A 26,226-nucleotide genomic window follows, 5' to 3' on the forward strand; every position below is an offset into this window, starting at 1 on the left:
ATATTCACCGACTGTTTTTGAGCTCGCCCTATCCTTGCGTTATTCAACTACAGGAAAAATCGCGACGTGAGACATCTATCAAAAGCTGAAACGCACGACCCGCAGGCCTATTTGACCGAGCGTCTGGCGCTTGCGCAGTCTCGCATCGAGCAAACCTTCCTTGATGGCGGTTCGGTCCTCGTCTCAGTCATGGAAATCCTAAGCGAACTCGTCGCGATCCTGGATCGCATGACCGGTTCCATGGATGGCGATACCGCTGGTACGGCCGTGTCGAACATGCAAAAGACGGTGGATGAGCTCATCCGTCTTCCCGAAATGGAACACGCTCGGCAAACCGCGTTCGCTGAAATGGGCGCGCTTTGCAAATCCTCGAACGGCCATGTGGACGATATCAAGGAGACTATCCGCTATTTGAAAACCTTCGCAGTCACCGTGAAGATCACGGGCGCGGGTATCTCCGAGTTTTCCGCTTTTGCCGAGGAAATACGTGAGCGCATTCATTTCGGCGGTGATGAAGTTGCCAAATTTGCGCAATATCTCGATCTCATGGATAAGCAGCTCGCCAAAGCGCGTGATGTTTCGTCTGCTATTGGGGTGGATTTCGATGCGACGATCCCAGAAATTGTCAGAGGGTTGAAAACCAATGCGGGTCGCATCGGCGATCAACATCGCGATATGACGGCGATGGCATCCAAGGTGAAGTCGATTGCACAGGGCGTACAGGTCAAGATCGGATCGACACTCTCTTCGCTGCAGATCGGCGACATAACCCGCCAGCGCATCGAGCATGTGAATACAACACTGGCTCTTTTTGACGAGTACCGGCACTCCGAGGAAGCACGTGTGCTGAGCGCTGCCGAAATGGATGCCTTATGTGATACGGTGTTCGAGCTTGTTCGCGCGCAGATCGAGGAAACAGCTGCAACCTTCCAACAGGATTGCCGCAAGATTTTTGCGGGAATCGCAAGCTTTGCTGATGATGCCGCCAACATTCTCTCCCTCCGCGATCGGCTGGTGGAAGATGCGGACAAGGACGGCGGCAGCGCGCTTCAACTGCTCGAAAGAGATATTGCCAAGGCGTGCAATCTCGCAGGTCGCGTGCAGGAGAGTATGGTTGAAGCTAACGCGGCCGTCTCATCGGTGACCAGTACGGCGCAGGATCTCTTGCAGGGCATCGAGGTTCTACGGTCCATCAAAACCGAAATTCACTACATGGCGCTGAACTCGAACCTGCGTTGCTCAAAGCTGGGTGACGAGGGACGTTCGGTCAATGTTGTCAGCGCTGAGCTTCGGGTCTTCGCCGACAAGCTGGAGACACCTGCGGACGCAATCGTTGGCGATCTTCGCCGGATCGAGGCGGCGATTGCCGATCTGGCTGGCGAAAAACAGGGCTCCGCAGATCTGCGCGAACCGTTGAATGAGGCGCTTGACGCAGTCAGCCAGGCAAAGACCCAGATGGAAACTGGTCTGCGGGATCTGGCGGAAGAAGGGCAGGCGGTTTTCAGCCGTATCAGCGCCGCCGTGGTGAAGCTTGATTTTGAGAGCGAGCTTGGCAACGTTCTGGAAGAATGCAGGCAAATTGCCGGGGATATCGCTGTAACCAGCGCTCAGGATATAACGGCATTCGCAGAAAAGATCCTTCCCTTATCGTCTCGCATCTACAAGATCTACACAATGGCACAGGAGCGCGACGTCCATATGCACTACCTGCCGGTCGATCTCGCGTCCGGGCAGAAGGAGCCGATGAGTACAGCCTCGGATGACGACGACGATCTGTTCGCCGACGCGCTTTTCTAGAATTTCTTTGTTTCAGGCCGCCTGCATCAGTTTGCTGGCGGTCTCCTTCTCTGAAGCTTCAAGCAACCGAAGAACTTCGTCTGCGAAAGCGCCTGCATTTTTGAGGGCCTTGTCGAGGTTGCTGACAGTGCCTGAATTCATCGTGTGCAAGCATCCATCGAACTCGAACATATCTCTGAATGCCGATCTCTCGAAAATCGGCGTATCGAGGACACGGACATTCCTTTGTGCCAGGAGTTCGCGTGCGGCCAGCAGGGCACGCGTGGTGACAAGCGGATTAACGCGGGTCAGGACGACCGAATGCTCGATCCGGATATTTGCTTTTTCATAGAGGTAGCGCAGCAGTTCCAGAACTTGTGCGCCACCCTGAGCATCCATCGTGCTGCCCTGTACGGGAATGAGTACGTGGTTAGAAAGTCCGATCGCCGTTGCCAGCAATGGTGATTGGGCGCCCGGCAGATCGATGAGGACGTGGTCGAACGCGCGCCGGCTATCGAGGACATGCTGTTGAAGTGTCGTCGCGGTCACATAGGTGATGACTGAAAATTCGACTTTGGCGTGGGCTTTTTCGCGCCAGCGGGATATCCAGCGTTGCGGATCGGTATCGATCACGCAGACCCGCGACCCGCGCCGGGCCAGTTCGGACGCCAGCAGCAACACAGCAGTTGTTTTGCCTGCGCCGCCTTTGGTGTTCGCGAACGTGATAACTGGCATGGAATGACCCGGAAGATTGGTCGGAGACAGTCATGCCTCGCTCAACGCACCTGTTGCATGGTGTTGCCAGCATCATTGGCGAGTTTGGTTAACGCCGGGTAAAACAGTCGGCCATATTAACGACGGTGATCCTCTGCCAGGATTTCCTGCGCAATCTTGTCGAGGTGAAGGATCTTGTCGACACCGCCATGCGCAATCGCTTCCTTGGGCATGCCGAAAACGACGGACGATGCTTCGTCCTGAGCAACTGTGAAAGCACCAGCCTGATGCATCTCCAACATGCCGCGAGCACCGTCGTCGCCCATGCCGGTCATGATGATACCCATTGCATTTGCCCCTGCGGCGCGTGCGGATGAGCGAAACAGGACGTCGACAGATGGGCGATGCCGTGAAACGAGAGGACCGCTGCGAATTGAGACACGGTAACGGGCTCCTTGCCGTTCCAGCAACATGTGCTTGTCGCCCGGCGCAATCAGCACATGACCACGCAAAACCGGGTCACCGTCTTCTGCTTCCTTGATTTCCACATCGCACAAGCTGTTCAGACGCTTTGCAAAGGCTGCGGTGAATTTCTCCGGCATATGCTGGACGATAACCATACCGGGAGAGTTTGCTGGTAGCCTCATGAGCATTTCACGCAACGCTTCTGTCCCGCCCGTGGACGCACCGACACAGATCACCATTTCTGTGGTCCGCGCCATCGCCTTGCCTGACGGGGGCGGCAGCACGGCATCAGCCGTCAGTTTGGCGAGGGGACCGCTGGCCGAGGCTGATCGGAGGGCAGGGCGTGCATTTCCGACGCGGGCATGGGCAGCACTTTTGACGACCTCGCAGATGCGGGAAGCCTGCTCGGCAAGATGATCTGCCGCAGCGATTTTTGGTTTGAGGATGATGTCGACAGCACCCGCTTCCAGAGCCTGCAGCAGTGTTTCCGATCCGGCTTCCGTCAATGACGAGCACATGACCACCGGGATCGGTTTTTGCGACATGATCTTGCGCAGAAAAGTGATGCCGTCCATGCGTGGCATCTCCACGTCGAGCGTAATGACGTCAGGGATTTCTTCCTGGATACGCTTGGCCGCGACAAAGGGATCAGATGCGGCTCCGATCACTTCGATCTTTGGGTCGCTCTCGAGAACCTGCGTCAAGGTCTGCCGGACGCTGGCAGAATCGTCGACAATAAGGACGCGGATCTTTTTCGACATGGTTCCTGCCGTTACTGTTTCTTGAAAACGGTATTGGCGACCTGGCGTAACGGCAGGTCGATACCGGTAATGGTTTCGGAATGGCCGATGAAAAGATAGCCTCCCGGCACCAGGCGACGGCATAATTCGGTCAGCACATGTGTCTGCGTCTTCTTGTCGAAATATATCAAAACGTTACGGCAGAAGATTAGCTGCACTGCATCGCCGATCTGATACGTCTTATCCATGAGATTAAGACGGGCGAAGCCGATTTTTGACCGCAACCTTGGAACAATCCTCACGTCCCGACGACCGGCGTCGACCGGGCGCATGACGTATTTGCGCATCATTTCTGCAGGGACCGGATCGAGAAGTTCACGGGCATAGATGCCACTATGGGCTTTACTGAGTACGTCGGTGGAGAGATCGGTGGCGAGGATGCTAAAGTTGCTGATCACCTGTTTATCGACAGCTTCGGACAGCACCATCGCCATGGTATAAGGCTCTGCGCCTGTCGAGCAGGCAGAGCTCCAGGCTCTAATGCGGTTGTGACCCTCATTCACCAATGCCGGTAAGGCGAACTTTTCCAGGTAGTCGAAATGGTTCGGCTCGCGGAAGAAATCCGTTTTGTTGGTGGTCACCACGTCGATCAGATAGATTGCTTCTTCTTCCAGCCCGTCTTCACGGAACAGAAAGTTGCAATATTCGCCGAAGGTGGCATGGCCTGTGGCGCGCAGGCGCTTTCGCAAACGTCCCTCAAGCATCGTGCGTTTGGTGTCGGGCATTTTTATGCCGCTGTAATTGTAGATGTACTCGGCGAGCAGCTTGAAATCCCGCTGGCTCAATCCGTCATAAACAGCGGCGGACGCATTCACGGAAACGGCTCCCCTCATGCTGCTTGGACCGGTTTGCCACTCTGCCGGGCAAGGGCGCTCTCTTCATCCGAAAACAGTTTTGCCAGGTCGATGATGACAACAAAGTCACCCTCTCGACGAACGACGCTGGCGATGTAGTCGCAGTTCCAGTGAACACCGATGTCGGGCGCGGCTTCCATCTGGTCGCGGCTGAAAGGCGTTACCTCGAACACCTTGTCCGCCACGAGACCAACAGCAAGTGTCCGGGAAGGGAAGGGGATATCCAACACCAGAACACGCGTATGGGGCGTCCTCACGCTGCGGCTCATGCCGAGCCGCAGGCGAAGGTCGATGATGGGCACGCCCTGCCCACGCACGTCTCTCAGACCCAGCAGATATTCGGGGCTGTGAGGGATTTTGAAAGTATCCTCGTAGTCGAGAATTTCACGAACGACAGTCACAGGAACCGCGAAGACTTCCTCGCCGAGGCTGAACGTCACAAACTGGAAATCGGAGGACGTGCTGGTCATCATCAGGCGCTTTCGCGGAAATCCGCATCATCGGCGTCAGGACCGCCCATGGACATGTCCAATGCAAAACCCTTGGCGCGGGCTTGCTGAGCACCGACAGAATTATCCGTGTGAGGCTTGCGTGCGAGAGCAGGTTTTGTGGTTGCCCGTGGGGTAGCGACAGGCTTTGCGGCTGGACGGCGCAAAACTTGAGCCGGGTGCGACGAGAGACCTGAAGCGTCAACCTTGAAGAAGGCGATGCTGCTCTGCAGTTCCTCTGCCTGTGCAGCCAGCTCTTCCGATGTCGCCGACATTTCTTCTGATGCGCCGGAGTTCTGCTGCGTGACCTTGTCGAGCTGCTGGATCGCCTCGTTTATCTGTGCGGCCCCGATATCCTGTTCGCGGCATGCGGCAGAGATCTCGGCAACCAGTTCTGCCGTCTTACGGATATCCGGAACCAGACGGTTCAGCATGTCACCCGCATCCGTCGCCACCTTCACCGTCTCGCCGGAGAGCGAGCTGATTTCAGCCGCCGCCGCCTGGCTGCGTTCGGCGAGTTTGCGGACTTCCGACGCCACGACGGCAAAGCCCTTGCCGTGTTCACCGGCACGTGCGGCCTCGACCGCAGCGTTCAGCGCGAGAAGGTCGGTCTGACGGGCAATTTCCTGCACGATCGAAATCTTCTCTGCGATGGTGCGCATCGCGACCACTGCGCGGTTGACGGCTTCGCCGCTGGCTTCGGCATCTTTCGACGACTGGCGTGCGATCTTCTCCGTCTGTGCGGCATTATCTGCATTCTGCTTGATGTTTGCAGCCATCTCTTCCATCGAGGCCGATGCCTCTTCGGCAGACGATGCCTGTTCTGTAGCGCCCTGGCTCAACTGCTCGGAACTCGCAGACAGCTCCTGGCTGCCGGAAGAAACGTTGTCGGAAGCGGAAAGAGCATCTGCAACGATACCACGCAGGCGTTCGACCATACGTTCCAGGGCAAGACCAAGCGTATCGCGCTCTGAGAGCGGCTTCGGCATGACAGTCAGGTCGCCATCGGCGATGCGGTCTGCAATGCTGGCGGTGTTGCGCAGGTTGCCGGTCATAATGTTGATGCGGTTTACGAGATCCTTGATCTCGTCATTCGTCTTGATCTCGACGTTCTGGTTGAGGTCGCCAACCGAAACTGCTTCGGCAACCGTCATGATCTTGCGCAGGCCGCTGCTGATGCCAAGTGCGATCCAGAGTGCTGTTGCCGCCGCAATGAGGACTGCCACCGCCGATGCACCGATCAGAAGGGTGCGGGTCTGTTCGTAATCGTCATTTGCTGCTTGCTTGGCGGCTTCAAGACGATCGCGGTTCATCTTGACGCCTTCGTCCAGCTTTTGCGTCAAGGCATTGGCCGCCAGACGACCATCCCCGGAGGAGAACGACGCAGCAAGCGAAGTGTTGCCCTGCGCGACCAGTTCGCGCACGCGATCGTCACTCGCTTCGAACGCTTTGGCTATCGCCTGAAGGTCCGTCCAGTATGCACGTGTTTCGGCGCTGGCGCTGGCCGCCATATCGCTGAGCATGGCGTTGATATGGTTGCGGCTTTCGTCGCTGGACGCCTTGTGGCGCTGGGTTTCTTCCTGCGATGTTGAAAGGATCATGTTCTTTTGCGACCGGACAGTCGTCAGGGCCAGGGCATTCATCTGATGCACCTTGTCGAGACGCACGACCGTGCCTTCGACAACGTCGTCCATCGAATCCTTGGAGACGCCAAGGCTGTAAATGCCGTAGCCGGCGGTTCCGGCAAGCATCAATATAAGGAAGCCGAAGGCGGCGGCCAGCTTCATCTTGATTGTAAATCGCATATCAATGCTCCTTGGAAAGTTCGATGACGTTGCCGCGTGTGCTGCCTACGCCCGGACCCGCGTCGCGGTGTGCCGTGAAAATTGCTGTGAGATTCGGAAGAATGACGAATTCGCTGCCCCGTTTGATGAGGCAGTGGATGTAATCTGCGCGCCACCGCATCCCAACACTGGGTGGGGGTTCGCTTGCGGCCCTGCTAAGTGTTGTTACCTCATTCACCTTGTCCGTGCGGATGCCGACCAATGTGGTTTCGTTGTCGAGCAGAAGCTCGACGACGACGATGCGGCTGTCGATCGTCCGCTCAGTGGCGTCCATGCCAAAAGCGAGGCGAATGTCGGCAAGGGGAATGACCTTGCCGCGAAAATTTATCACGCTTGCCACGAAGGGCTTTGCGCCGGGAACCGCGGTTTCTGGCAAAAGGTCGAGGATTTCCTGTACTTTCACAGCTTCTATTGCAAAGGTTTCGCCGGCGATGTTGAAGGTAAGCACCTCCACCTCGCTGAAATCACCCCAGAATCCGTCGGTTTTTTTCAACAAAGGCTGGTTCATCCTGCCGCCCGCAATTGCGCCTCCTGCTGCTGTCCCGCTGTCACCAGATGGGCGACATCGAGAATGAGTGCGACATTGCCATCGCCGAGGATGGTTGCACCGGAGAAGGTCGCGACGTCATGGTGCAGTTTGGACATGGCCTTGATGACTGTCTGGTGGTCGCCGATGATCTGGTCCACCACCAGTCCGACGCGCTCGGACCCGGTGGAAACCACGACAACTTTCTGGAATTCGCCAGGCGCCGTCCCGGTGTGGAACAGTTCGCGCAGGCGGATAAAGGGGACAAGGCTTTCGCGCAGCGAAATGAAGGAGCGGCCACGGGAACGGATGTCGTCTTCAGGTGACAGTTCGAGGCATTCTTCCACGGCCGGCAGCGGGATAACGTAGCAGCCATTGCCGACGCGCACGAGAAGGCCGTCGATGATGGCCAGCGTCAACGGGATCGCAAGCGAGATTTCCGAGCCGACGCCCGGTTCGCTGACGATGTTGATCGTGCCTCTTAAGGCTTCCACGCTTTTTTTCACGACATCCATGCCGACACCACGGCCAGAAAGATTTGTAACTTCTGCCGCTGTTGAGAAGCCCGGCTGGAAGATCATCTGCAACAGGTCCTGATCGCTGACTTGGGCATTTGCAGCCAGCAAGCCAGAGGCCTCTGCCTTGGCGCGAACCCGTTGACGGTCGATGCCCCGCCCATCGTCGCGGATCGTAATGGTCACATCACCGCCGGACTGACGGGCAACGAGGGTGATGCGACCCTTGGCCGGTTTCCCGGCAGCGATACGTTCATCGCTCTTTTCAAGACCGTGGTCGCAGGAGTTGCGAACCAGGTGGACAAGCGGGTCTGCAAGGCGCTCGATGACGGCTTTGTCCACTTCCGTGCTTTCGCCTTCGGTCTCGAGTTCGATCTGTTTGCCGGTTTCCCGTGCCAGATCATGGATGAGGCGCCGGAAACGGCCAAAAAGCTGGGCGATTGGCACCATTCGCAACACCATCATCGTGTCGCGCAGTTCGCCAGAAAGACGTTCGACATCTTCTGATACCGACCGCAACAGAATATCCGCACTGCCGCCTGCCAACTGTGAGAGGCGTGATTGGGCGATGACCAGTTCGCCGACCCGATCCATCAATTCATCCAGTCGTTCCGCAGGTACGCGCACGTTTTCGGCGGCCTTGTTACCTTTTGGTTCGACTGCAGCCTTTTTCGTCTCCGCAAGCGGTTCGGGAACGATCGGCGCTGTCACAACCGCCGCCTTGATCTCACGTACGTCGATTTCCATGTCGTCCATCACAAAGATGAAGACGTCATCGATCGCCGATTGCGGTTGCTCCGTCGTCAAGCGGACTGTCCAGCCGAGGTGGAGGTCGCTTGGGTTCAGTACCTCAAGCGAAGGAACGCTGGAGGTATCGGCAACAATTTCGCACTCGCCGAGTTCCGCCAATTCATCGAGCAGACCAAGAGGGTTTGTCCCGTTCGCCATGGCGTTGACCGGCAATCTAAACCGGATTTCCCAGGTGGCGGAACGTGTCGTCGATGGTTTGACTGTCGTGCTCTGAGCGGGGAGATGGGTGAGAACGCCACTGTCGCCATCCGCACCGACCGCAGCGTGCAGTCTGGCAAGAAGTCGTTCGCCGACGTCGCCTTGAACGCCATGCGGGTTTTCGACCAATGCCTGCATGTGATCCTGTGCTTCGAGGACGGCGGCCACCAACTCGCTGGTCGCCGTAACCTCGCCCTTCCGCACGCGATCGAATGCTGTCTCGCAATGGTGGGTGAAAGCTGCGAGCGCTTCGAACCCGAACATTGCGCCGGACCCCTTCAGAGTATGCAATCCGCGGAAAACCGCGTCGATCTGGTCCTGATCGGTCAGATCATGCAGCAGGTCCAACAGACCGCTTTCGATCTGCTCGAAAAGCTCAGCTGCTTCTGTCCTAAAAACCTGAATGGGGTCCAGTGTGGTCATTTTCCAAGGACCTTTTTGACGATCTTGACCAGATGTTCCGCGTCAAAAGGCTTCGTCAGCCAACCGGTTGCGCCTGCGGCCTTGGCACGCGCTTTCATATCGGCGTCGGATTCCGTCGTGAGGAAGATGATCGGAATGCCGGTATGGGCCGGAGACTGACGAAGGGCCTCGATCATTTCGAGACCGTTCATGTTCGGCATGTTGAGGTCGGTGATGATCAGGTCGAAGTTCGCGGCCTTTGCCTTGCCAAGGCCGTCCTGTCCGTCGACAGCCTCGGTGATCTGATAACCGGCGCCTGTCAGGGCAATTTTGGTTGTCATACGGATGCTGGCGGAATCGTCGACTGTCAGAATATGCGCACTCATTCTATTATAGGTCCTTTCCATGCAGCCAGAACCGGCGGGAGGCGTCATCCATCCGCGACAGGAAACCGCCCCGTCGGAGTGTCTGCAGAACCTGGCCGTCTGCTGGATCTTTCAAAGTTATGGTTTTGTTGTCTTGCGCCGCAGATTTGCGGCAAGCTTCGATGAGTTGCACAAAGCTCAGGTCTGCGTCGGCTTCATCAGGCACCTCTATGATAAGGGTATCGGTGTTTTCGAGGCCCTGGAGGAGGAGACTGTGCGCGGCCGAAATCGAGCGTATGGACAGGGCCTTTGGCATCACCAATGTGTTTTTCGTGATTTCACCCGACATTGGGAAACTCCCGTGTAATGTGCGTGATCTGATCGTCTGTCGATTGGGCCTCATCCGGCATCTCAAGGCTTGGAACCTCAATCTCCAGAAGTTCATGGCCAGCCATCAATCTCTCGATCTGCGGCCACTGGCGCTGGAAAGCTGCCACGCAGTCCGGATCGAAGTGAATGCCGCTTTGTGCATCGATGTGTGCATAGGCCTCGTGAACGGACCATGCCTTCTTGTAGGGGCGCTCCGAGCACAGGGCTTCGAAAACGTCGGCAATTGCAACGATACGGGCTTCCAGAGGAATAAGTTCGCCAGCAATTTCGTGAGGATATCCGGTGCCATCCCACTTCTCGTGATGGCCGCCAGCAATGGCTTCTGCAACGCGCAAGAGTTCGGACGTTCCCTTTTCAAGGATCTGTACGCCGATGCCGACATGCTTTCGCATCTCGGTGATCTCGTCGTCCGTCAGACGGCCCGGCTTCAGTAGCACGCTGTCAGAGATGCCGATCTTGCCAACGTCGTGAAGCGGGGCGGCAAGATAGATCATTCGGCAGTGGTCTTCGTCGAGGCCTAGATCTTTCGCGATAAGCATGCTGATTTGTGCGACCCGGGAGATATGGTCGCCAGTGTGGCCGTCGCGAAACTCAATCGCGCGCGCCAAGCGCCAAATGATTTCTTCCTCCCGGGCTGCAAGCTGGCGGGTAGCTTTCTGCACCTCACCCACCAGCCTGCTTGCCTGGCCAGCGAGATCGCGCTGTGCTCTGCGCAAGTCGAGGAGATTACGGACACGCGCTTTAAGCTCAATCGGGTCGAAAGGCTTGTTGATGAACTCGGTAATGCCAGCTTCGATTGCTTCGATGAGGATTGGTCGGGCTGTTTCAGATGTGATCATGATCACAGGCACATGCGAAAAATGCTTGTAGGCCTTGAGCGCTTCGACGAGTTCGATGCCATTGTATTTCGGCATCGTATAGTCGACCACAAGCAGATCGACGGCGTTGTCGCGGCAAAACTCCAGCGCCTCGACTGGATCGATAAAACCGACGATTTTTCTGAGCCCGGAGAGGCCCCGGATCGCCGCATCCAAGGCAACAAGAATTGATTTGCTGTCATCGACCAATACGATTTGCACATGTCCTCGCTATCGCTGATTTGCCAACATATTGACGTGCGAAAGCCTCCGCGCTCGCGGATAGAATTCGACAGTTAGAAAACATTTTTTTGAGAAAAGACCGACCGCGTCATGTGATCAGTAAAAATAAAGCTTCTGCGGGAAAGGCTTCATGCAGACAACTTTTTGGTATGGAGAATTGATCATATCTTGATTAACAGTGAATTAAATCTTGCTTATAAATGCGCCTATGAAGATGAGGGTGAGCCCTTCGCTTGATGCAAAAGCGTCTAGATGAAGACGAATCTGAGCTGCGTTTGAACCACGGCTACTGTCGTCGATTTTTCCAAAAGTGAACATTTCCAGAGGTTTGGTGATCTGTGCAGATCACGAGATCGGGACGGCCTCTCCAATCTTGACTTTTTTGTGATTGCTTGTGCCGCCGTCAACTTGGGTTGAACGCTTCGTTCAGTCGCAGGCAGTTGACCATCAATCTAATCATGGATAAAGTTTATCCATGATATGGACGTAAAATGCATTTGAGAGCATCGCCGGTTCATCTGAGCGGCTTGATGATCTTAACCCAGACAATGCGAGCGGCGGTGCGTCGCCAAAGGAGGAACTGAAATGAGCAATTCCAAGAAGATTGTCGTCATCGGCGGCACGGGTCTTATCGGCGCGAAGGCCGTCGCCATTCTTCGCAGCGCCGGTCATGAGGCAGTCGCGGCAAGTCCAAGCAATGGCATAAACGCTTTCACGGGAGAGGGGTTGGACAATGCTCTCGCCGGTGCAGACGCGGTCATCGATGTTTCAAACATGATGTCCTTCGATGAGCCCGTCATTCGCAACTTTTTCGAGACGTCCAGCCGAAATCTCGTGGCAGCAGAGAAGACTGCTGGTGTGCAGCACCATGTCATTCTGTCGATCGTGGGCACAGATGACCTGGTCGCCAATCCGTATATGAGCGGCAAGCAGGCACAGGAGCGCGCAGTAAAAGGATCAGGACAAGATTACACCATCGTCCGTGCCACGCAGTTTTACGAATTTATGGAAACATTGGCCGACGCCTACGCTGTAGAGGGTAGCGTAAGAGTGCCTGCGATCGATTTCCAGCCCATTGCAGCAGATGACGTTGCTGCTGCCCTGGTCAAGGTCGCACTCGATAAACCGCGCAATGGCACCATTGATCTTGCAGGCCCTGATCGGGCGCCCTTCGAAACTCTGATGAGAACTTATTTGGCCGCCAGAGGCGACAAGCGCAGCGTGAGTGCCGATGCTTCCCTTGGTTACTTCGGTGCCCCAGTTCACGTGGGCTCGATTGTCCCGGCAGCAGCTCCTCACCGCGGAGATATCACCCTGGAAGCCTGGCTTCGCACCCAACAACTGGAGAATGTATGATGAAAATGGTCGCTTATACTCTCGCCCTCTCTTTCCTTCCTCTCACAGTCGTCTCGGCGCATGATGTCGCCAAACGCGACCTCGCTTACGAAACAAAGGGAGCGACAGTAACACCAGTCTACGAGCATCCCCTTCCCGACGTACCCGGAAAAAGCGTGAAAGGCGTGCTCGTCGAATATGAACCTGGTGGCTACAACTCCGCACATATCCATGCGAAGTCAGCTCTCATCTACGCAACGGTGCTTGAGGGGGCGATCCTCAGTGCTGTGAATGGCGGAGAGGTAAAAACCTTCACGAAGGGCCAAAATTTTACCGAGCTACCAGGCGACCAGCATGATGTGAGTGCCAATGCGAGCAAAACGCGGCCCGCGAAGCTTCTCGCAGTTTTTGTCGTCGACACTGACGACACTGTTTTGACGACGCCGCTGAAACCTTGAAGATCGCGACGGAGCAGCTTTTGGTTCGTTCCGTCGTCTCACGCATAAATAGAGACGAGAATGATCAGCCAAGCATGACCATATGCGGCGGTAACTGCTCTTCGAAGAACTTCGAAAATGTCGCAATGCGCGGCGGCAAGGCCTGATATGGTGGGTAATACAGGGTCAGCCAGAGCTCCGGCGGTGCCCAACCTGGTAGAACGTGGACCAGCCGTCCGCTGCGAATGTGTTCGGCGATATGAAATCCCGGCAGCATCGCAACACCTATGCCGTTGGCTGCCATATCTGCGAGAACCTCGCCGTTATTGGCACTGAAGGCGCGTCCGGCGGAAATCGAAAGGCTGGAGCCTCCGTCTGACAGCACCCAGTTCTCGCGCCGACTTTCACCGCTATAGGCCAGGCAATCGTCAGGGCTCAGCTCACTCGGGTGCTGCATCTGCGTAAACCGGCTACCAGGTGCAGCGACCAGAATTCTTGGAACGGCCCGGATCTTGCGCCAGATCGTAAACTTGTCCGAAGGTGCTGACGAAATGCGGATTGCCAGATCGTAGTCGTCATCGACGATGTTGACCAAGCCGTCCGATAGCGAAATCTCGAAGCACATTTTCGGATAGAGTTCTTTGAAACCTGAAAGGATTGGCGGCAACACCGTTTTTCCAAGCCAGGTCGGTGCACTGATCCTCAAACGCCCTTCATCAGCCTTGTGGGCATTCCTGACATCGCGCCTTGCATTTTCGAGAGCCTCTACGGCTGGCTGGATCTGGGCGGCAAACACGGCGCCATCGGTGGTCAACGACACCTGACGGGTCGTTCGAACGAACAGTTGCACACCGAGATCGTCTTCAAGTGCCGCGATGGCCCGGGTAACGGCCGCAGCCGTCATACCCAGTTCACGGGCGACCTGCGCAAAATTGCGTTTTTCGGCAGCGAGGAGGAATGTTTTGAGAGCTTTGTGATCGTTCATGTCAATTATTTCAAAATCCGCAATTCATTCGAGAGAAATATTGCAATTCTGAACGGCAATCAAGAGGGCTATATCCTGGTCATCGAAACGGACACACCGGATAAGGACCGACCGCCATGATCAAGGACATCAAGGGATTGCACCACGTCACCTCCATGGCGTCGGATGCACAGCAGAACAACAAATTTTTCACTGAAACACTCGGCCTGCGCCGGGTTAAGAAGACCGTCAATTTTGACGAACCCGGCGTCTACCATCTCTATTATGGAGATGAAACAGGTACGCCCGGTAGCGTCATGACCTACTTTCCTTTCGCAAACATGATGGCTGGCCGTCCAGGCGTCGGTGAAGTTGGCGAAACCCAGTTTTCCATCCCTAAGGGCGCACTCGGCTTCTGGAAGGACCGCCTGATCACCAATGGCGTCGGTGGCATCCAGACCGACAAGGTCTTTGGTGCCGATCGTCTTCGCTTTACCGGTCCCGATGGCGACGGTCTGGCTCTGATCGAAACGGCAGAAGATGCACGCGCCCCTTGGGTCATCGACAGTATTTCCGAAAACCACGCCATTCGCGGTTTCACCGGCGCTCGATTCAATCTGCACGACACGGGAGCAACCCAAGAGCTTCTTCAGTTTATGGGATACGAACGAGCAGAGGCTGAAGGAGATGTGACGCGGTTCGTCATTCCCGGTGGAAACGGGGCCGACACAATCGATCTCGCTGCGCTTCCCAAAACGCCTTTTGCGCGCCAAGGGGCAGGTTCGGTTCACCACATTGCCTTCGCTGTGGAAAATCGCGAGAAGCAATTGGAAGTTCGCAAGGCGTTGATGGATACCGGTTACCAAGTGACGCCAGTCATCGACCGCGATTACTTCTGGGCTATTTACTTCCGGACCCCGGGCGGCATCCTCTTCGAGATCGCCACCAACGAACCAGGCTTCGATCGTGACGAGGATACGGCACATCTCGGTCAGGCTCTGAAGCTTCCGAACCGCTACGAGCCCTTCCGCAACCAGATCGAAGCGGGTCTCGCGCCACTCGCTGCCTGACCTCAGCCTTTGTTGGCGCCGGCACTCCATCGCGTATTTCCTCGCGCGACAGGGGTGCCGGCGCCGTATTTTGTTTTGTGCCTTCAGGTGGGAAACGGTCAGCCAAATTGCTGAATCGAGACGGCTTTGCCGGTGACATGGTGTCGCAAACGCCTTTGCGTGTCGCAATCTGCGTCATGTCATGCGATTGTTGCATGAGCATGTTTGATGGCAAGGTTACCACCACGCAACTGACGGGCAAAACCATGATCGAAACTAATCAGTTGAGCCGCATCAAGGCAGAGATTGCCGACAGCTTTGATGAAGAGCTGGAAATGCAGATGGAAGAAGATCAGTTGGACCAGCTGGTCGTTGAAGGATTGTCTGAACCGGCTGCCCAGACGTTGGAGCGCAAGGTCTACTTCCGGGAACTTTTCCGTCTTCAGCACGAACTTGTCCGGCTTCAAGACTGGGTCCAGCACAAGAAACTCAAGGTCGTCGTCTTGTTCGAAGGTCGCGACTCTGCTGGCAAAGGCGGCGCAATCAAACGTGTTACCCAGCGCCTCAATCCGCGTGTCTGCCGCGTCGTGGCGCTACCAGCACCGACCGAGCGCGAGCGCAATCAGTGGTATTTCCAGCGTTACGTTCCGCATCTGCCGTCTGCCGGCGAAATGGTGCTGTTCGACCGCTCCTGGTACAATCGTGCGGGCGTTGAACGTGTCATGGGCTTTTGCACGCCCGACGAACTCGAAGAGTTCTTCCGTTCCGTTCCAGAATTCGAACGCATGCTCGTTCGCTCCGGCATCGTGCTCGTCAAATACTGGTTCTCGATCACCGATGAAGAGCAGGAATTCCGTTTCCGTATGCGCATCCACGATCCCCTGAAGCAATGGAAACTCTCGCCGATGGATCTGGAAAGCCGTATCCATTGGGAAGAGTATACGAAGGCCAAGGAGGAAATGCTCGAAAGAACGCATATTCCTGAAGCACCGTGGTGGGTCGTCCAGGCCGTCGACAAGAAAAAGGCACGCCTGAACTGCATCGCCCACCTTCTTGGACAGATTCCTTACGAGGACGTTCCTAAAGACGCAATCGAACTGCCGGACCGTGTGCGAAATGACGACTATATTCGTCACCCGGTTCCGCCGGATATGTATGTTCCCGAGGTTTATTGACCACGTTCGTGGTGAATGCCGTATCCCGGTCGCGCTGCATAAAGCAGGGCGGCCGGACGTTGCATCCAAGATGCACCTTGAAAGAGCCTCCCCTGTTTTGAGGATCGATGCTGGCGAACAAACTGTCAGCGTGTCTGCGTGCGCCACGAGATTTCCATAACGATTCCCCGGCCATTGCGGTAAAATACTGCAACATATCAATAATGCCGTTTGGGAAGACTGAGATGGATACATCCGCCAAGCCAGACACCACATACGGCGATGAGCCGGGCATTCGCTTCGCACTTCTTCTGGATGCGCAGGGAGGCAGTCGACAGATTACCCTCCAGGAGCTGCTGGACTGGAAACCGCAAGATGGCGTGTTATGGCTCCATCTCGAACGGGACCATCCGGCAGCGGTTGCGTGGATCAATCAGCGAAGCGGCCTTGATCCACTCGTCTGTGAAGCACTGCTGGCTGAAGAATCCCGCCCGCGCGTCGAACCGATCAATGATGGCCTGCTGATTACGTTGAGAGGCGTGTGCGGGGCGGCACCCATCGAGGTGATCGAGGAGAGCGGTGACCTTGATCTTGTTCCCTTACATATTTGGGCAGATGCGAACCGCCTGATCACATTGCGGGATAGTGGGCACTACATCACAGCCTTGCGCGACATTCGGTTTGCACTGAACAAGCGAACGGGACCTCGTAACACCGGTGAATTGTTGGCGATCGTTGGCGACAAGCTGGTAAGGGATCTCGAACCCGTTCTCGACGCAATGGACGAGGAAGCGGATGAGCTCGACGATCTTATCTTCCAAAAGGCGTCAGGTGAGGTTCGGGAGCGTTTGAAATTGCTGCGCAGACGGTCTGTTCAGTTGCGTCGTTATTTGATGCCACAGCGCGATGCACTGGTCCGCATCGAACATGATGACGCAATATGGCTTTCCGAGCGCGACAAGCTGCGCATTCGCGAGGTGATCGACAAGCTTGTTCGTTTTGTCGAATATCTTGACGCAATCAGGGATCGAACCGGCATTTTGCACGACGACCTTTCCACCGTGATCGGCGAGCGTATCGCTCGCAACTCGAACCGGCTGTCGGCTCTTGCTGCACTGTTACTGCCGCCAAGCGTTATTGCAGGTCTTTTCGGCATGAATGTTGGAGGCATTCCCGGTGTGAACGACACCTGGGCCTTCATCCTGATCGTCGGTTTCGTGATTGCTCTTTCCGTAGCAACACTGTTGCTCTTGCGGAAAATCGACTGGCTCTAAGTGATGCGACCGAAAGGTCACGGTCGCATCTTGCTGTCTTTGGGCACCTTTTAGAACAAACGATCCACCCAGTTATGCGGGTCTGCGGCGCGTCCGAACTGGATATCGGTGAGCGCGGCCTTCAACCGGCCAGTGACAGTGCCAGCATTTCCATCGGCAATCGTGAAGCCATGATTGCGACCCTTGACCCTGCCGATCGGCGTGACAACAGCAGCGGTACCGCAGGCAAAAGCTTCTGTCAGTCGGCCGCTCTTGGCGTCTGCCTGCCATTGATCGATCGAGTAGGGCTCTTCACGAACCGTCAGCCCCATGTTGCGCGCGAGCGCAATCAGTGATGCACGCGTAATACCGGGCAGGATCGTACCGGTCAGCGGCGGCGTTTGCAGAGATCCATCGTCAAAGACGAAGAAGATGTTCATGCCGCCAAGCTCTTCGATCCAGCGTCTCTCGACCGCATCCAGGAACACGACCTGATCGCAGCCTTCACGCTGGCCTTCGGCCTGTGCGGCAAGGCTTGCGGCATAGTTGCCGCCGCATTTGGCTGCGCCCGTTCCGCCAGGTGCAGCACGCGTATAGTTTTCCGATACCCAGAGTGTCACAGCCGATGCACCACCCTTGAAATAGGAGGCAACCGGGGACGCGATAACGGAGAAGATGTAGTCGGTGGCGGGTCTGGTGCCGAGCGCCACTTCGCTGCCGATCAGGAAGGGTCTCAGATAGAGAGACGCACCTTCTGCTGTCGGAATCCAATCGCGATCAGCGCGCACCAGAGCCCGAACAGATTCAACGAACAGATCTTCTGGTAGCTGAGGCATGGCCAGGCGTTCCGCCGATGCGCGGAAACGCTTGGCATTGGCATCAGGACGAAACAGCGACGCACCGCCATCTGGAAGATGATAGGCTTTCATTCCCTCGAATATCTCAAGGGCATAATGGAGAACCATCGACGCCGGGTCGAGATCCAGACCTTTGCGCGGCTCAAGTTTCCAGTCATGCCAGCCGCGATCCTTGTTGTAGCGCAACGTGATCATGTGGTCGGTGAATATCTGCCCAAAGCCGGGGTTCTGGAGCAGTCTCTCACGTTCGCTCGCGGAAACGGGGTTCGGGTGCTTTTCGACACCAAGGGTCAAGGTGCTGCTGTCGCTCATGTCTCGCCTGCTCTTTCTGACTGACGCAAGTGTGCGGTCTCGCACGCTATCGAACAAGACACTATCTCAGGTCCGGCGATATTTGATTGCGTTTATAGCTCGATAATAGGCGATATTGGCATCAGATTCGATCTACCAAGACAAGTAGACGAAACGTGTGATCGGGCATCTTCAAAGCAATAAATTGACGTGCAAAAAGGCGCTGTATTTCAAGCGCCTTTCGCTATTTTGCGATGCTATTGGCCTTGCTTAACGCTGCAGGTCAAAGCGATCGAGGTTCATGACCTTTGTCCAGGCCGCAGCAAAGTCATCAACGAACTTCTGCTTCGCATCAGAGCTCGCATAGACCTCTGCCAGAGCGCGCAGGATCGAGTTTGAGCCGAAGACGAGATCGACGCGTGTGCCAAGCCATTTCAGTTTGCCGGTCTTGCGATCGGTGCCCTCAAAAACGTCCTGGGCGTCAGAAATCGACTTCCATTGCGTGCTCATATCCAGAAGATGCACAAAGAAGTCGTTGGTCAGCGCTCCCGGCGTTTCGGTGAATACGCCATGGGTCGACCCATCGGTGTTGATGTTGATTGCGCGAAGGCCGCCAATCAGGACGGTCAGTTCGGGCGCAGTCAGCGTCAGCTTCTGTGCGCGATCGATCAGCAGCACCTCGGCGGGAACGGAAGCGGTCTGCTGATAGTTGCGGAAACCATCGGCAACCGGTTCCATACCTGCGAAGGATTCGGCGTCGGTCTGCGCCTGCGTCGCGTCGGTGCGGCCGGGGGTGAATGGCAGCGTGATGTTTTGACCTGCAGCCTTCGCTGCTTCTTCAACGCCCGTATTACCTGCCAGCACGATCAGGTCGGCAAGCGAGAGTTTCTTGCCGCCGCGCGCGTCTTCATTGAATGCAGTCTGGATACCTTCCAATACAGCGAGAACGCGAGCCAGTTGCTCGGGCCGGTTGCCCTCCCAGTCTTTCTGCGGCGCAAGGCGAATGCGTGCACCGTTTGCACCACCACGCTTGTCGCCACCGCGGAAGGTCGACGCAGAGGCCCAGGCCGTCCCGACGAGTTCAGAAACCGTCAGTCCGGAATCAAGGATCTTGGCTTTCAGCGCTGCAATATCGTCAGCGTTGACCAGCGGGTGGTCTGCAGCCGGTACCGGGTCCTGCCAGATCAGTTCTTCCTTCGGAACTTCCGGTCCGAGATAACGAGCGCGAGGACCAAGATCACGGTGCGTGAGCTTGAACCATGCGCGTGCAAAGGCTTCGGCGAAAGCCTGCGGGTTTTCAAGGAAGCGGCGCGAAATCTTTTCGTATGCCGGGTCGAGACGCAGCGACAGATCGGTGGTCAGCATCGTTGGCTTGTGCTTCTTCGACGGGTCGTGGGCGTTCGGAATAATGTCTTCCGCGTCCTTGGCTTCCCACTGGATCGCACCACCGGGGCTGCGGGTCTGTACCCACTCATATTTGAACAGGTTTTCGAAGAAGAAGTTGCTCCATTGTGCTGGCGTCTGCGTCCACGTCACTTCGAGGCCGCTGCCGATCGCATCAGCACCATGGCCCGTGCCGAAGTTGCTGGCCCAGCCGAGACCCTGCGCCTCAAGCGGCGAGGCTTCCGGATCGGGACCCTTGTGCGATTCCGCCGAAGCGCCATGGGTCTTGCCGAAAGTATGACCGCCTGCGATCAGTGCAACGGTTTCCTCGTCGTTCATTGCCATGCGCTTGAAGGTTTCGCGAATGAATGCCGCAGCGGAGATTGGATCGCCGTTCGCGTTCGGGCCTTCCGGGTTGACGTATATGAGGCCCATTTCCGTCGCGCCGAGGGATTTGTCGAAGCTATCCAGCGGCCGATGTTTCAGCCAGGAGGTTTCCGAACCCCAGTTGACGTCCTGGTCCGGTTCCCAAGTGTCTTCACGACCGGCGGCGAAGCCGAATGTGCGAAAGCCCATGGTTTCCAGTGCGACATTACCCGTCAGGATCAGCAGGTCGGCCCAAGAGATCTGTTGGCCATACTTCTGCTTGATCGGCCATAGCAAACGGCGTGACTTGTCGATGTTCACGTTATCCGGCCAGCTGTTGAGCGGTGCAAAACGCTGCTGACCACGACCACCGCCACCGCGACCGTCGCTCAGGCGATAGGTGCCGGCTGCATGCCAGGACATGCGAACAAATTGCGGGCCGTAGTGACCGAAGTCGGCCGGCCACCAGTCCTGCGAGTCCGTCATCAATTTGCGCAGATCATTCTTCAGCGCTTCGTAGTCAAGCTTTGCGAATTCTTCGCGATAATTGAAGGTCTGTCCCAATGGGTCAGATTTGGCCGAATGCTGGTTCAGCAGGTCGACGCGAAGCTGGTTGGGCCACCAGTCCTGGTTTTGCACGCCGCGTGCTGGTTTTCCGGTTGCGGCCCCTGAGTATGGACACTTTGCTTCGTCTGTCATGGCTTGAGCTTCCTCTCTTCAATAATGGGGTCACAATCGCGGCAGATGCCACGAAATACGATGCTGGCCTCGATGATACGCATGCCGTGCGTGTCGGAGGGTTCCAGGCAGGGGGCGTGGCCGACAAGGCAGTCGACATCCTCGATACGTCCGCACTGAATGCATTGGACGTGATGATGATTGTCCTCAATGCGGGTTTCGTATCTGGCACTCGCCGAGTCCGGCAGGTTGATCCGGCGGATGAGGCCGATCGCCGAGAGATCCTGCACGATCAGATGAACGGCTTGCACAGAAATTGTCGGCAAGGGAGCGCGCACGGCCTGAAAAATGGTTTCTGCGTCCGCGTGCGGATGGTGATGCAGGTAGTCGAGAACTGCGATGCGCTGCGATGTCGCGCGCAATCCTTTGGCTCTCAGAACCTGCGGCCATTGATGGTCGTGTGCGTGGTGGTGCGTTGTTTGGTCCATGGCGGGCAACATACTTTTTATTTTTAGTAGGTCAATATAACGAGGAAATAAAATGTGGATATCCGAGGGATCTGTTAGGCAGCGAACGGCGGCCTGCGATGACGTCCTTAAACGCTCAAGCTAAATCGCTCACGAGTTTTGGAGGCAGAAAGCTGCGCGCAGCATGTCCCGTTGACGGCGTGCGCCGCAGACTGTTGGAAACAGGGAGAACGGGGGAGAGAAATATAGCAGAACGCATGCCCTGCTGCTCGCCGGCGAACAGTGAGCGGCAGGGCAAGGCGTTTCAGCTCGCCGTCAAGAGGGGCCAGAGATGGTCTTGCCGTAAAATGGCTTGATAAGGCCGTGTCGAACCTTACTTCAGGTCTGCGCACGCCTTTGCGAGGCGTTGAAGCGCCTCGACCAATTCCGGTTCAGATGTGGCATAGGAAATCCGGAAGAAGGGCGACAGGCCGAATGCAGCACCGGGTACGACGGCGACATTGGCGTGGTCGAGGAAATAGGCGCAAAGATCGGTATCGGTCTCGATCACTTTTCCGTCCGGCGTCTTTTTACCCAACAGACCGGCGCAGCTCGAGAATGTATAGAATGCACCGTCCGGCACACGGCAATCGATACCCTCGATCTCGTTCAGCCCAGAGACGACAAGATCACGCCGGCGTTGAAAACTGGCAGCTCGGTCCTTCAGGAAATCTTGCGGGCCATTCAGCGCTGCGACGGCAGCAGCCTGCGAAACGGAGCAGGCGCCGGAGGTCGACTGGCTCTGTACCACCGACATTGCCTTGATTAGCGCTTTCGTGCCACCGGCATAACCGATGCGCCAGCCGGTCATGGCATAGGCTTTCGAGACGCCATTGACAGTCAATGTCCGCTCCTTCAGCCGCGGTTCCACCTGGGCAGGGGTAACGAACTGAAAGCCGTCATAGACAATATGCTCATACATATCGTCGGCGATCAGCATGACATGCGGATGCCGCAGCAACACATCGAGCAGCGGGCGATACTGTTCTGCAGAATAGCTTGCACCGGATGGATTGGATGGCGCATTCAGCATAAGCCAGCGTGTTTTCGGCGTAATGGCTGCTTCCAATTGTTGCGACGTCATGCGGAAGCCATTTTCGGCCGCGCACGGAACCAGCACGGGCTTGCCGCCACACATCACGACAATATCGGAATAGGTCACCCAATAAGGGGTGGGAATGATGACCTCGTCGCCGGGGTCAACCGTGGCTGTCAGGGCATTGAAGAGGATCTGTTTTGCGCCGGTCGAAACGATAATCTCGTCAAGCGCGTAGTCCAGCTGGTTTTCGCGCTTGAACTTGTCGCGGATGGCCTTGCGCAGCTCCAGTGTTCCCTCAGTGGCTGTGTATTTCGTTTCACCACGCTGCATGGCTTCCCATGCAGCGTGTTTGATGTGATCGGGAGTATCGAAGTCAGGTTCGCCCGCACCCAAAACGATGACGGGTTTGCCTTCCTGCTTCATGGCGCGCGCCCGCGCGCTGATCTGCGCGATGGGTGAAACATCGATGCGGGAAATGCGTTCAGCAGTTTTGAACGCCTTCGTTGCGCTGCCGTCCATGATTTTTCGCCCCTGTTATTCGATGTCGAAGGAAACGCCCTGCGCCAGCGGCAGTGCTTTAGAATAGTTCACCGTGTTGGTAGCACGGCGCATATAGGCTTTCCACGCATCCGATCCGGATTCGCGCCCGCCGCCCGTTTCTTTTTCGCCACCGAAGGCACCGCCGATTTCGGCGCCCGAAGTGCCGATGTTGACGTTGGCGATGCCGCAATCTGACCCTTCCGACGACAGGAACCGTTCCGATTCCTGCATGTCACGCGTGAAGATCGAGGACGAGAGACCGGCAGCGACCGCATTGTGCGCGTCGATTGCCTGATCGAAATCGCTGTATTTCATGACGTAAAGGATCGGGGCGAAGGTTTCTTCCAGAACCGGCCCATCCTGCTTCGGCATTTCGACGAGCGCAGGCTTGACGTAATAAGCGTTAGGCGCGCCCGTATCGACACGATCGCCGCCATGCACAGCGCCGCCATGTGATTTTGCCTCTCCCAGAGCTTTCTGCATGCCATCGAAAGCAGCCTTGTCGACCAGCGGGCCGACCAAAGAAGAGGTCTCAAGTGGATTGCCGACAGAAACGGATGCGTAAGCCTTCTTCAAACGCGGTACGAGCTGATCGTAGACGCTGTCATGCACGAAGAGGCGGCGCAGCGTTGTGCAGCGTTGACCGGCGGTACCCATGGCACCAAATGCGATAGCGCGCAAAGCCATGTCGAGGTCGGCCGATGGGCAAACGATGCCGCCATTGTTACCGCCGAGTTCGAGAATGCCGCGGGCAAAGCGCTTTGCCAGACGCGGACCGACGTCGCGACCCATACGGGTCGAGCCCGTAGCGGAAACCAGCGGTACCTTCGGATTATCAACGAGGGCTTCGCCAACAGTGCGATCGCCGATCAGAAGCTGAGACAAGCCGGCAGGCGCGTCGCCGAAGCGTGCAGCGGCGCGTTCGAAGATCCCCTGAACGGCGAGCGCCGTCAGCGGGGTTTTTTCCGAAGGCTTCCAGACCACCGGATTGCCGCAGACAATGGCGAGTGCCGCATTCCAGGACCAGACGGCGACGGGGAAATTGAAAGCGGAAATGACGCCAACGACGCCAAGTGGGTGCCAGGTCTCCATCATTCGGTGGCCCGGGCGCTCGGTTGCAATGGTCAGACCGTAAAGCTGGCGCGACAGGCCGACGGCGAAATCGCAGATGTCGATCATTTCCTGCACTTCACCGAGGCCCTCTGAGGGGATTTTACCGGCTTCGATCGATACTAGTCGGCCGAGTTCGGCTTTATTGGCGCGCAACTCTTCGCCCAGAAGACGGATGAGTTCGCCGCGACGTGGAGCAGGAACGTTGCGCCAGATCTTGAAAGCCGCGTCGGCCTTTTCGACGATCGCGCCAACTTCATTGGCCGAGACCGTCTTGAGTTCGGCGATCCTCTCGCCTGTGACCGGGGAATAGGATGGCATGTCGCCGCCGGTGTAAAGATCGGCCTGAACGCCAAGCTTCCCAAGCAGGGCTGCCGTTTCCTTGCGAACATCAACGGTTTTCGTCATTGCTTTTCTCCATGTCTTCGAATTTCTTCAGCGGCTTCAGCCGCAAGGTAACGGACTATTGCGCTGCGGTCAGCATTTCTATGACGCCGAGGCAATCGTTGAGAGAGGCCTTTTCAATGGCCGCATAGTGCGCAAACTCGTCAATCACAGATGCGCCGAGATCACGCTCGAACATCACCTGATTTGGGCTCGCGGTGAATTCCTGTGTTGCATCGTCGCCAAGGTTGGACTGGAAAATACCGGCCGCGCTAACGGGTAGAAAGTCTTCATAGACGATGGGATCGAACTGGATCAGCCCTTGCGCGATGGCCGTTTCGATGTCGAGTTCAGGTTGTGATGCCGCCTTGCCTTTTTGGGTCAACGAATAGCTGAAGTAACCAAGCCCGGCTTTTCGGATACCGTTCCAGTCATCTGGAAATGCCGTGAAGACATCGGCAAGGGCTGCTTCATACTCAGCGGAGTTCGATCCGTCTGCCGCAGGACGCACCTTGGCGCGGGTTTCGTTCAACAGGGCGTCGTAGAGGGCGCGCCCCTTCGGTGTCAGCGCCACGCCGCGTTGCTCGATTTCACCGAAACGGGCCGTATGCGAACCGGCGTGCCATTCACCGTTTTCTCCAATGAATGCGACGGGTTCTTCGAGTGCCTTGAAAGATGTCTGGCGTAGAAGGATAGGACATTTTCGCGTCGGAGGACCTTCCACCACGGCTTTCGGCGCAATGCCTTCAGCGGGCATCAGCGTCTGAACAGCATCGATGTCGAGCGTACGGGGTGTCAGATGATTGATATGCGGCCCTTTGAACGAGACAACGTCGGCGATCAACCGATGTGCGTCGTGCAGGCGCTTATACATGCCGGCATCGACAATGGCCTTGTCGTGCCAGCGGAAGGTTTCAAGAACTTCGGCCACGAAGAGAGCGGCGTCCGCAGCGTCAAGACCGCCATCGCGTTCTGCCTCTTCCACCAGTGCAGTCGCCTTGCCGGTAAAGATCTTGCGCGCGGCAAGCACAGTCGCGGCTTCCTTGCGCAACTCCTCGTCTACGATCAAATCCAGACGCAGCAGCGAGGTGAATACGCGGAACGGGTTCCGTTTCAGGTGACGGTCTTTAACCGGCCGGAACGCAGTGGAGTGGACAGGAACGCCAGCGGTGGACAGGTCATAATAGCCGACCGGGTACATGCCCATGACAGCAAAGACGCGACGCATCATTGAAAGCTCGGCAGCAGTCCCAAGGCGGATTGCACCATGGCGCTCCTGCGAGATGCGCTCGAGCGAATCCGTGGCCTCCAGGCGCTCTTTCAATTGCGGCTCGGCGTCGAGCGTCGCATTGTTGACCCTGGCGACCAGTGCCATGAGCGTGCCGTAAGCCGGAACCTCGTCTCGATACATCGATGACATCGCTGCGGAAAACTGGCTGCGAATATCGTCAGCGGCTACGAATTCACGGGTTTGCATCAGGTCATACCTCACCACTATCGAGACTTCTGGCAATTCAATCCTCACACGATATCGGAATGAACTTGGGCTGTCTTGTAAGCTTTGAGACTGACTTGATGCGAAATGAGAATGAAATTGATGTTAAGCTGCTGCTCGAATTGCGAACAGCCGTCT

Annotated in this window: 23 protein-coding genes; 6 read left to right on the forward strand and 17 right to left on the reverse strand. The window is 56.6% G+C overall.

What is annotated here, in order from left to right; all coding sequences use genetic code 11:
- Nucleotides 1-66 precede the first annotated feature (66 nt).
- Complete coding sequence (locus ACIQT8_RS21685) at nucleotides 67-1,797, forward strand: chemotaxis protein (RefSeq protein ID WP_400969574.1); 1,731 nt, start codon at nucleotides 67-69, stop codon at nucleotides 1,795-1,797.
- Nucleotides 1,798-1,809: 12 nt separating this feature from the next.
- Here the strand turns inward: ACIQT8_RS21685 and ACIQT8_RS21690 are convergent, their stop codons facing one another.
- The 10 genes from ACIQT8_RS21690 to ACIQT8_RS21735 all read right to left on the reverse strand — a co-directional run bounded on the left by ACIQT8_RS21690 (nucleotide 1,810) and on the right by ACIQT8_RS21735 (nucleotide 11,226).
- Nucleotides 1,810-2,511: a ParA family protein gene (locus tag ACIQT8_RS21690; RefSeq protein ID WP_400969577.1), complete on the reverse strand. Its 702-nt coding sequence runs from the start codon at nucleotides 2,509-2,511 to the stop codon at nucleotides 1,810-1,812.
- A gap of 116 nt (nucleotides 2,512-2,627) precedes the next feature.
- Nucleotides 2,628-3,716, reverse strand: a complete 1,089-nt coding sequence (locus ACIQT8_RS21695) for a chemotaxis response regulator protein-glutamate methylesterase (RefSeq protein WP_400969580.1) — start codon at nucleotides 3,714-3,716, stop codon at nucleotides 2,628-2,630.
- Between the two features lie 11 nt (nucleotides 3,717-3,727).
- Nucleotides 3,728-4,588, reverse strand: a complete 861-nt coding sequence (locus ACIQT8_RS21700) for a CheR family methyltransferase (protein ID WP_400969583.1) — start codon at nucleotides 4,586-4,588, stop codon at nucleotides 3,728-3,730.
- Nucleotides 4,585-5,079 (reverse strand): chemotaxis protein CheW, encoded by a 495-nt coding sequence (locus ACIQT8_RS21705; RefSeq protein ID WP_400969691.1) that lies wholly within the window; start codon nucleotides 5,077-5,079, stop codon nucleotides 4,585-4,587. Before ACIQT8_RS21705 ends, ACIQT8_RS21700 begins: the two co-directional genes overlap by 4 nt.
- A 2-nt stretch (nucleotides 5,080-5,081) precedes the next feature.
- Nucleotides 5,082-6,902, reverse strand: a complete 1,821-nt coding sequence (locus ACIQT8_RS21710) for a methyl-accepting chemotaxis protein (protein ID WP_400969586.1) — start codon at nucleotides 6,900-6,902, stop codon at nucleotides 5,082-5,084.
- 1 nt (nucleotide 6,903) lies between these two features.
- The gene (locus ACIQT8_RS21715; RefSeq protein WP_400969589.1) at nucleotides 6,904-7,449 is read right to left on the reverse strand and encodes a chemotaxis protein CheW; all 546 of its coding nucleotides are present in this window, start codon (nucleotides 7,447-7,449) and stop codon (nucleotides 6,904-6,906) included.
- Complete coding sequence (locus tag ACIQT8_RS21720) at nucleotides 7,446-9,413, reverse strand: chemotaxis protein CheA (RefSeq protein ID WP_400969592.1); 1,968 nt, start codon at nucleotides 9,411-9,413, stop codon at nucleotides 7,446-7,448. The genes ACIQT8_RS21715 and ACIQT8_RS21720 overlap by 4 nt, the downstream gene beginning before the upstream one ends.
- Nucleotides 9,410-9,778, reverse strand: coding sequence for a response regulator (locus ACIQT8_RS21725; protein WP_262526851.1), 369 nt, complete (start codon nucleotides 9,776-9,778; stop codon nucleotides 9,410-9,412). Before ACIQT8_RS21725 ends, ACIQT8_RS21720 begins: the two co-directional genes overlap by 4 nt.
- 4 nt (nucleotides 9,779-9,782) lie before the next feature.
- On the reverse strand, nucleotides 9,783-10,106 hold the full coding sequence (locus ACIQT8_RS21730; RefSeq protein WP_400969596.1) for an STAS domain-containing protein: 324 nt from the start codon (nucleotides 10,104-10,106) through the stop codon (nucleotides 9,783-9,785).
- The gene (locus tag ACIQT8_RS21735; RefSeq protein WP_400969599.1) at nucleotides 10,096-11,226 is read right to left on the reverse strand and encodes an HD domain-containing phosphohydrolase; all 1,131 of its coding nucleotides are present in this window, start codon (nucleotides 11,224-11,226) and stop codon (nucleotides 10,096-10,098) included. Before ACIQT8_RS21735 ends, ACIQT8_RS21730 begins: the two co-directional genes overlap by 11 nt.
- Nucleotides 11,227-11,832: 606 nt before the next feature.
- Between ACIQT8_RS21735 and ACIQT8_RS21740 the strand changes: the two genes are divergently transcribed.
- Together ACIQT8_RS21740 and ACIQT8_RS21745 are read left to right on the forward strand one after the other, a co-directional pair.
- Nucleotides 11,833-12,603 (forward strand): SDR family oxidoreductase, encoded by a 771-nt coding sequence (locus tag ACIQT8_RS21740; RefSeq protein ID WP_400969602.1) that lies wholly within the window; start codon nucleotides 11,833-11,835, stop codon nucleotides 12,601-12,603.
- Nucleotides 12,600-13,040 carry a cupin domain-containing protein gene (locus tag ACIQT8_RS21745; RefSeq protein WP_400969605.1) on the forward strand — a complete coding sequence of 147 codons (441 nt, stop codon included), beginning with the start codon at nucleotides 12,600-12,602 and terminating at the stop codon, nucleotides 13,038-13,040. The genes ACIQT8_RS21740 and ACIQT8_RS21745 overlap by 4 nt, the downstream gene beginning before the upstream one ends.
- Nucleotides 13,041-13,104: 64 nt before the next feature.
- On the opposite strand, the gene ACIQT8_RS21750 is transcribed toward ACIQT8_RS21745, so the two are convergent.
- The gene (locus tag ACIQT8_RS21750; protein ID WP_400969608.1) at nucleotides 13,105-14,004 is read right to left on the reverse strand and encodes a LysR family transcriptional regulator; all 900 of its coding nucleotides are present in this window, start codon (nucleotides 14,002-14,004) and stop codon (nucleotides 13,105-13,107) included.
- Between the two features lie 116 nt (nucleotides 14,005-14,120).
- Here ACIQT8_RS21750 and ACIQT8_RS21755 point away from each other — a divergent pair, with 116 nt between their 5' ends.
- The 3 genes from ACIQT8_RS21755 to ACIQT8_RS21765 all read left to right on the forward strand — a co-directional run bounded on the left by ACIQT8_RS21755 (nucleotide 14,121) and on the right by ACIQT8_RS21765 (nucleotide 17,460).
- Nucleotides 14,121-15,053, forward strand: a complete 933-nt coding sequence (locus tag ACIQT8_RS21755) for a ring-cleaving dioxygenase (RefSeq protein ID WP_400969611.1) — start codon at nucleotides 14,121-14,123, stop codon at nucleotides 15,051-15,053.
- A 245-nt stretch (nucleotides 15,054-15,298) separates the two neighbouring features.
- The gene (gene ppk2, locus ACIQT8_RS21760) at nucleotides 15,299-16,207 is read left to right on the forward strand and encodes a polyphosphate kinase 2 (protein ID WP_138791851.1); all 909 of its coding nucleotides are present in this window, start codon (nucleotides 15,299-15,301) and stop codon (nucleotides 16,205-16,207) included.
- A 224-nt stretch (nucleotides 16,208-16,431) separates the two neighbouring features.
- On the forward strand, nucleotides 16,432-17,460 hold the full coding sequence (locus tag ACIQT8_RS21765) for a CorA family divalent cation transporter (RefSeq protein WP_400969614.1): 1,029 nt from the start codon (nucleotides 16,432-16,434) through the stop codon (nucleotides 17,458-17,460).
- A 50-nt stretch (nucleotides 17,461-17,510) separates the two neighbouring features.
- Here the strand turns inward: ACIQT8_RS21765 and ACIQT8_RS21770 are convergent, their stop codons facing one another.
- From ACIQT8_RS21770 to ACIQT8_RS21795, 6 genes are all read right to left on the reverse strand, one after another.
- Nucleotides 17,511-18,608, reverse strand: a complete 1,098-nt coding sequence (locus tag ACIQT8_RS21770; protein WP_400969617.1) for a branched-chain amino acid aminotransferase — start codon at nucleotides 18,606-18,608, stop codon at nucleotides 17,511-17,513.
- Nucleotides 18,609-18,857: 249 nt separating this feature from the next.
- Nucleotides 18,858-21,035, reverse strand: a complete 2,178-nt coding sequence (gene katG, locus ACIQT8_RS21775; RefSeq protein WP_400969620.1) for a catalase/peroxidase HPI — start codon at nucleotides 21,033-21,035, stop codon at nucleotides 18,858-18,860.
- A complete protein-coding gene (locus tag ACIQT8_RS21780; RefSeq protein ID WP_400969622.1) occupies nucleotides 21,032-21,502 on the reverse strand; it encodes a Fur family transcriptional regulator in 471 nt (156 codons plus the stop codon). Before ACIQT8_RS21780 ends, katG begins: the two co-directional genes overlap by 4 nt.
- 352 nt (nucleotides 21,503-21,854) lie before the next feature.
- On the reverse strand, nucleotides 21,855-23,078 hold the full coding sequence (locus ACIQT8_RS21785) for a pyridoxal phosphate-dependent aminotransferase (RefSeq protein WP_400969625.1): 1,224 nt from the start codon (nucleotides 23,076-23,078) through the stop codon (nucleotides 21,855-21,857).
- Nucleotides 23,079-23,093: 15 nt separating this feature from the next.
- Nucleotides 23,094-24,617 carry an aldehyde dehydrogenase family protein gene (locus tag ACIQT8_RS21790; protein WP_400969628.1) on the reverse strand — a complete coding sequence of 508 codons (1,524 nt, stop codon included), beginning with the start codon at nucleotides 24,615-24,617 and terminating at the stop codon, nucleotides 23,094-23,096.
- Nucleotides 24,618-24,672: 55 nt separating this feature from the next.
- Nucleotides 24,673-26,070 (reverse strand): VOC family protein, encoded by a 1,398-nt coding sequence (locus ACIQT8_RS21795; RefSeq protein WP_400969631.1) that lies wholly within the window; start codon nucleotides 26,068-26,070, stop codon nucleotides 24,673-24,675.
- Between the last annotated feature and the right edge of the window lie 156 nt (nucleotides 26,071-26,226).

It is taken from the genome of Agrobacterium sp. NPDC090273 (assembly GCF_044772305.1).
GTDB lineage: Bacteria > Pseudomonadota > Alphaproteobacteria > Rhizobiales > Rhizobiaceae > Agrobacterium.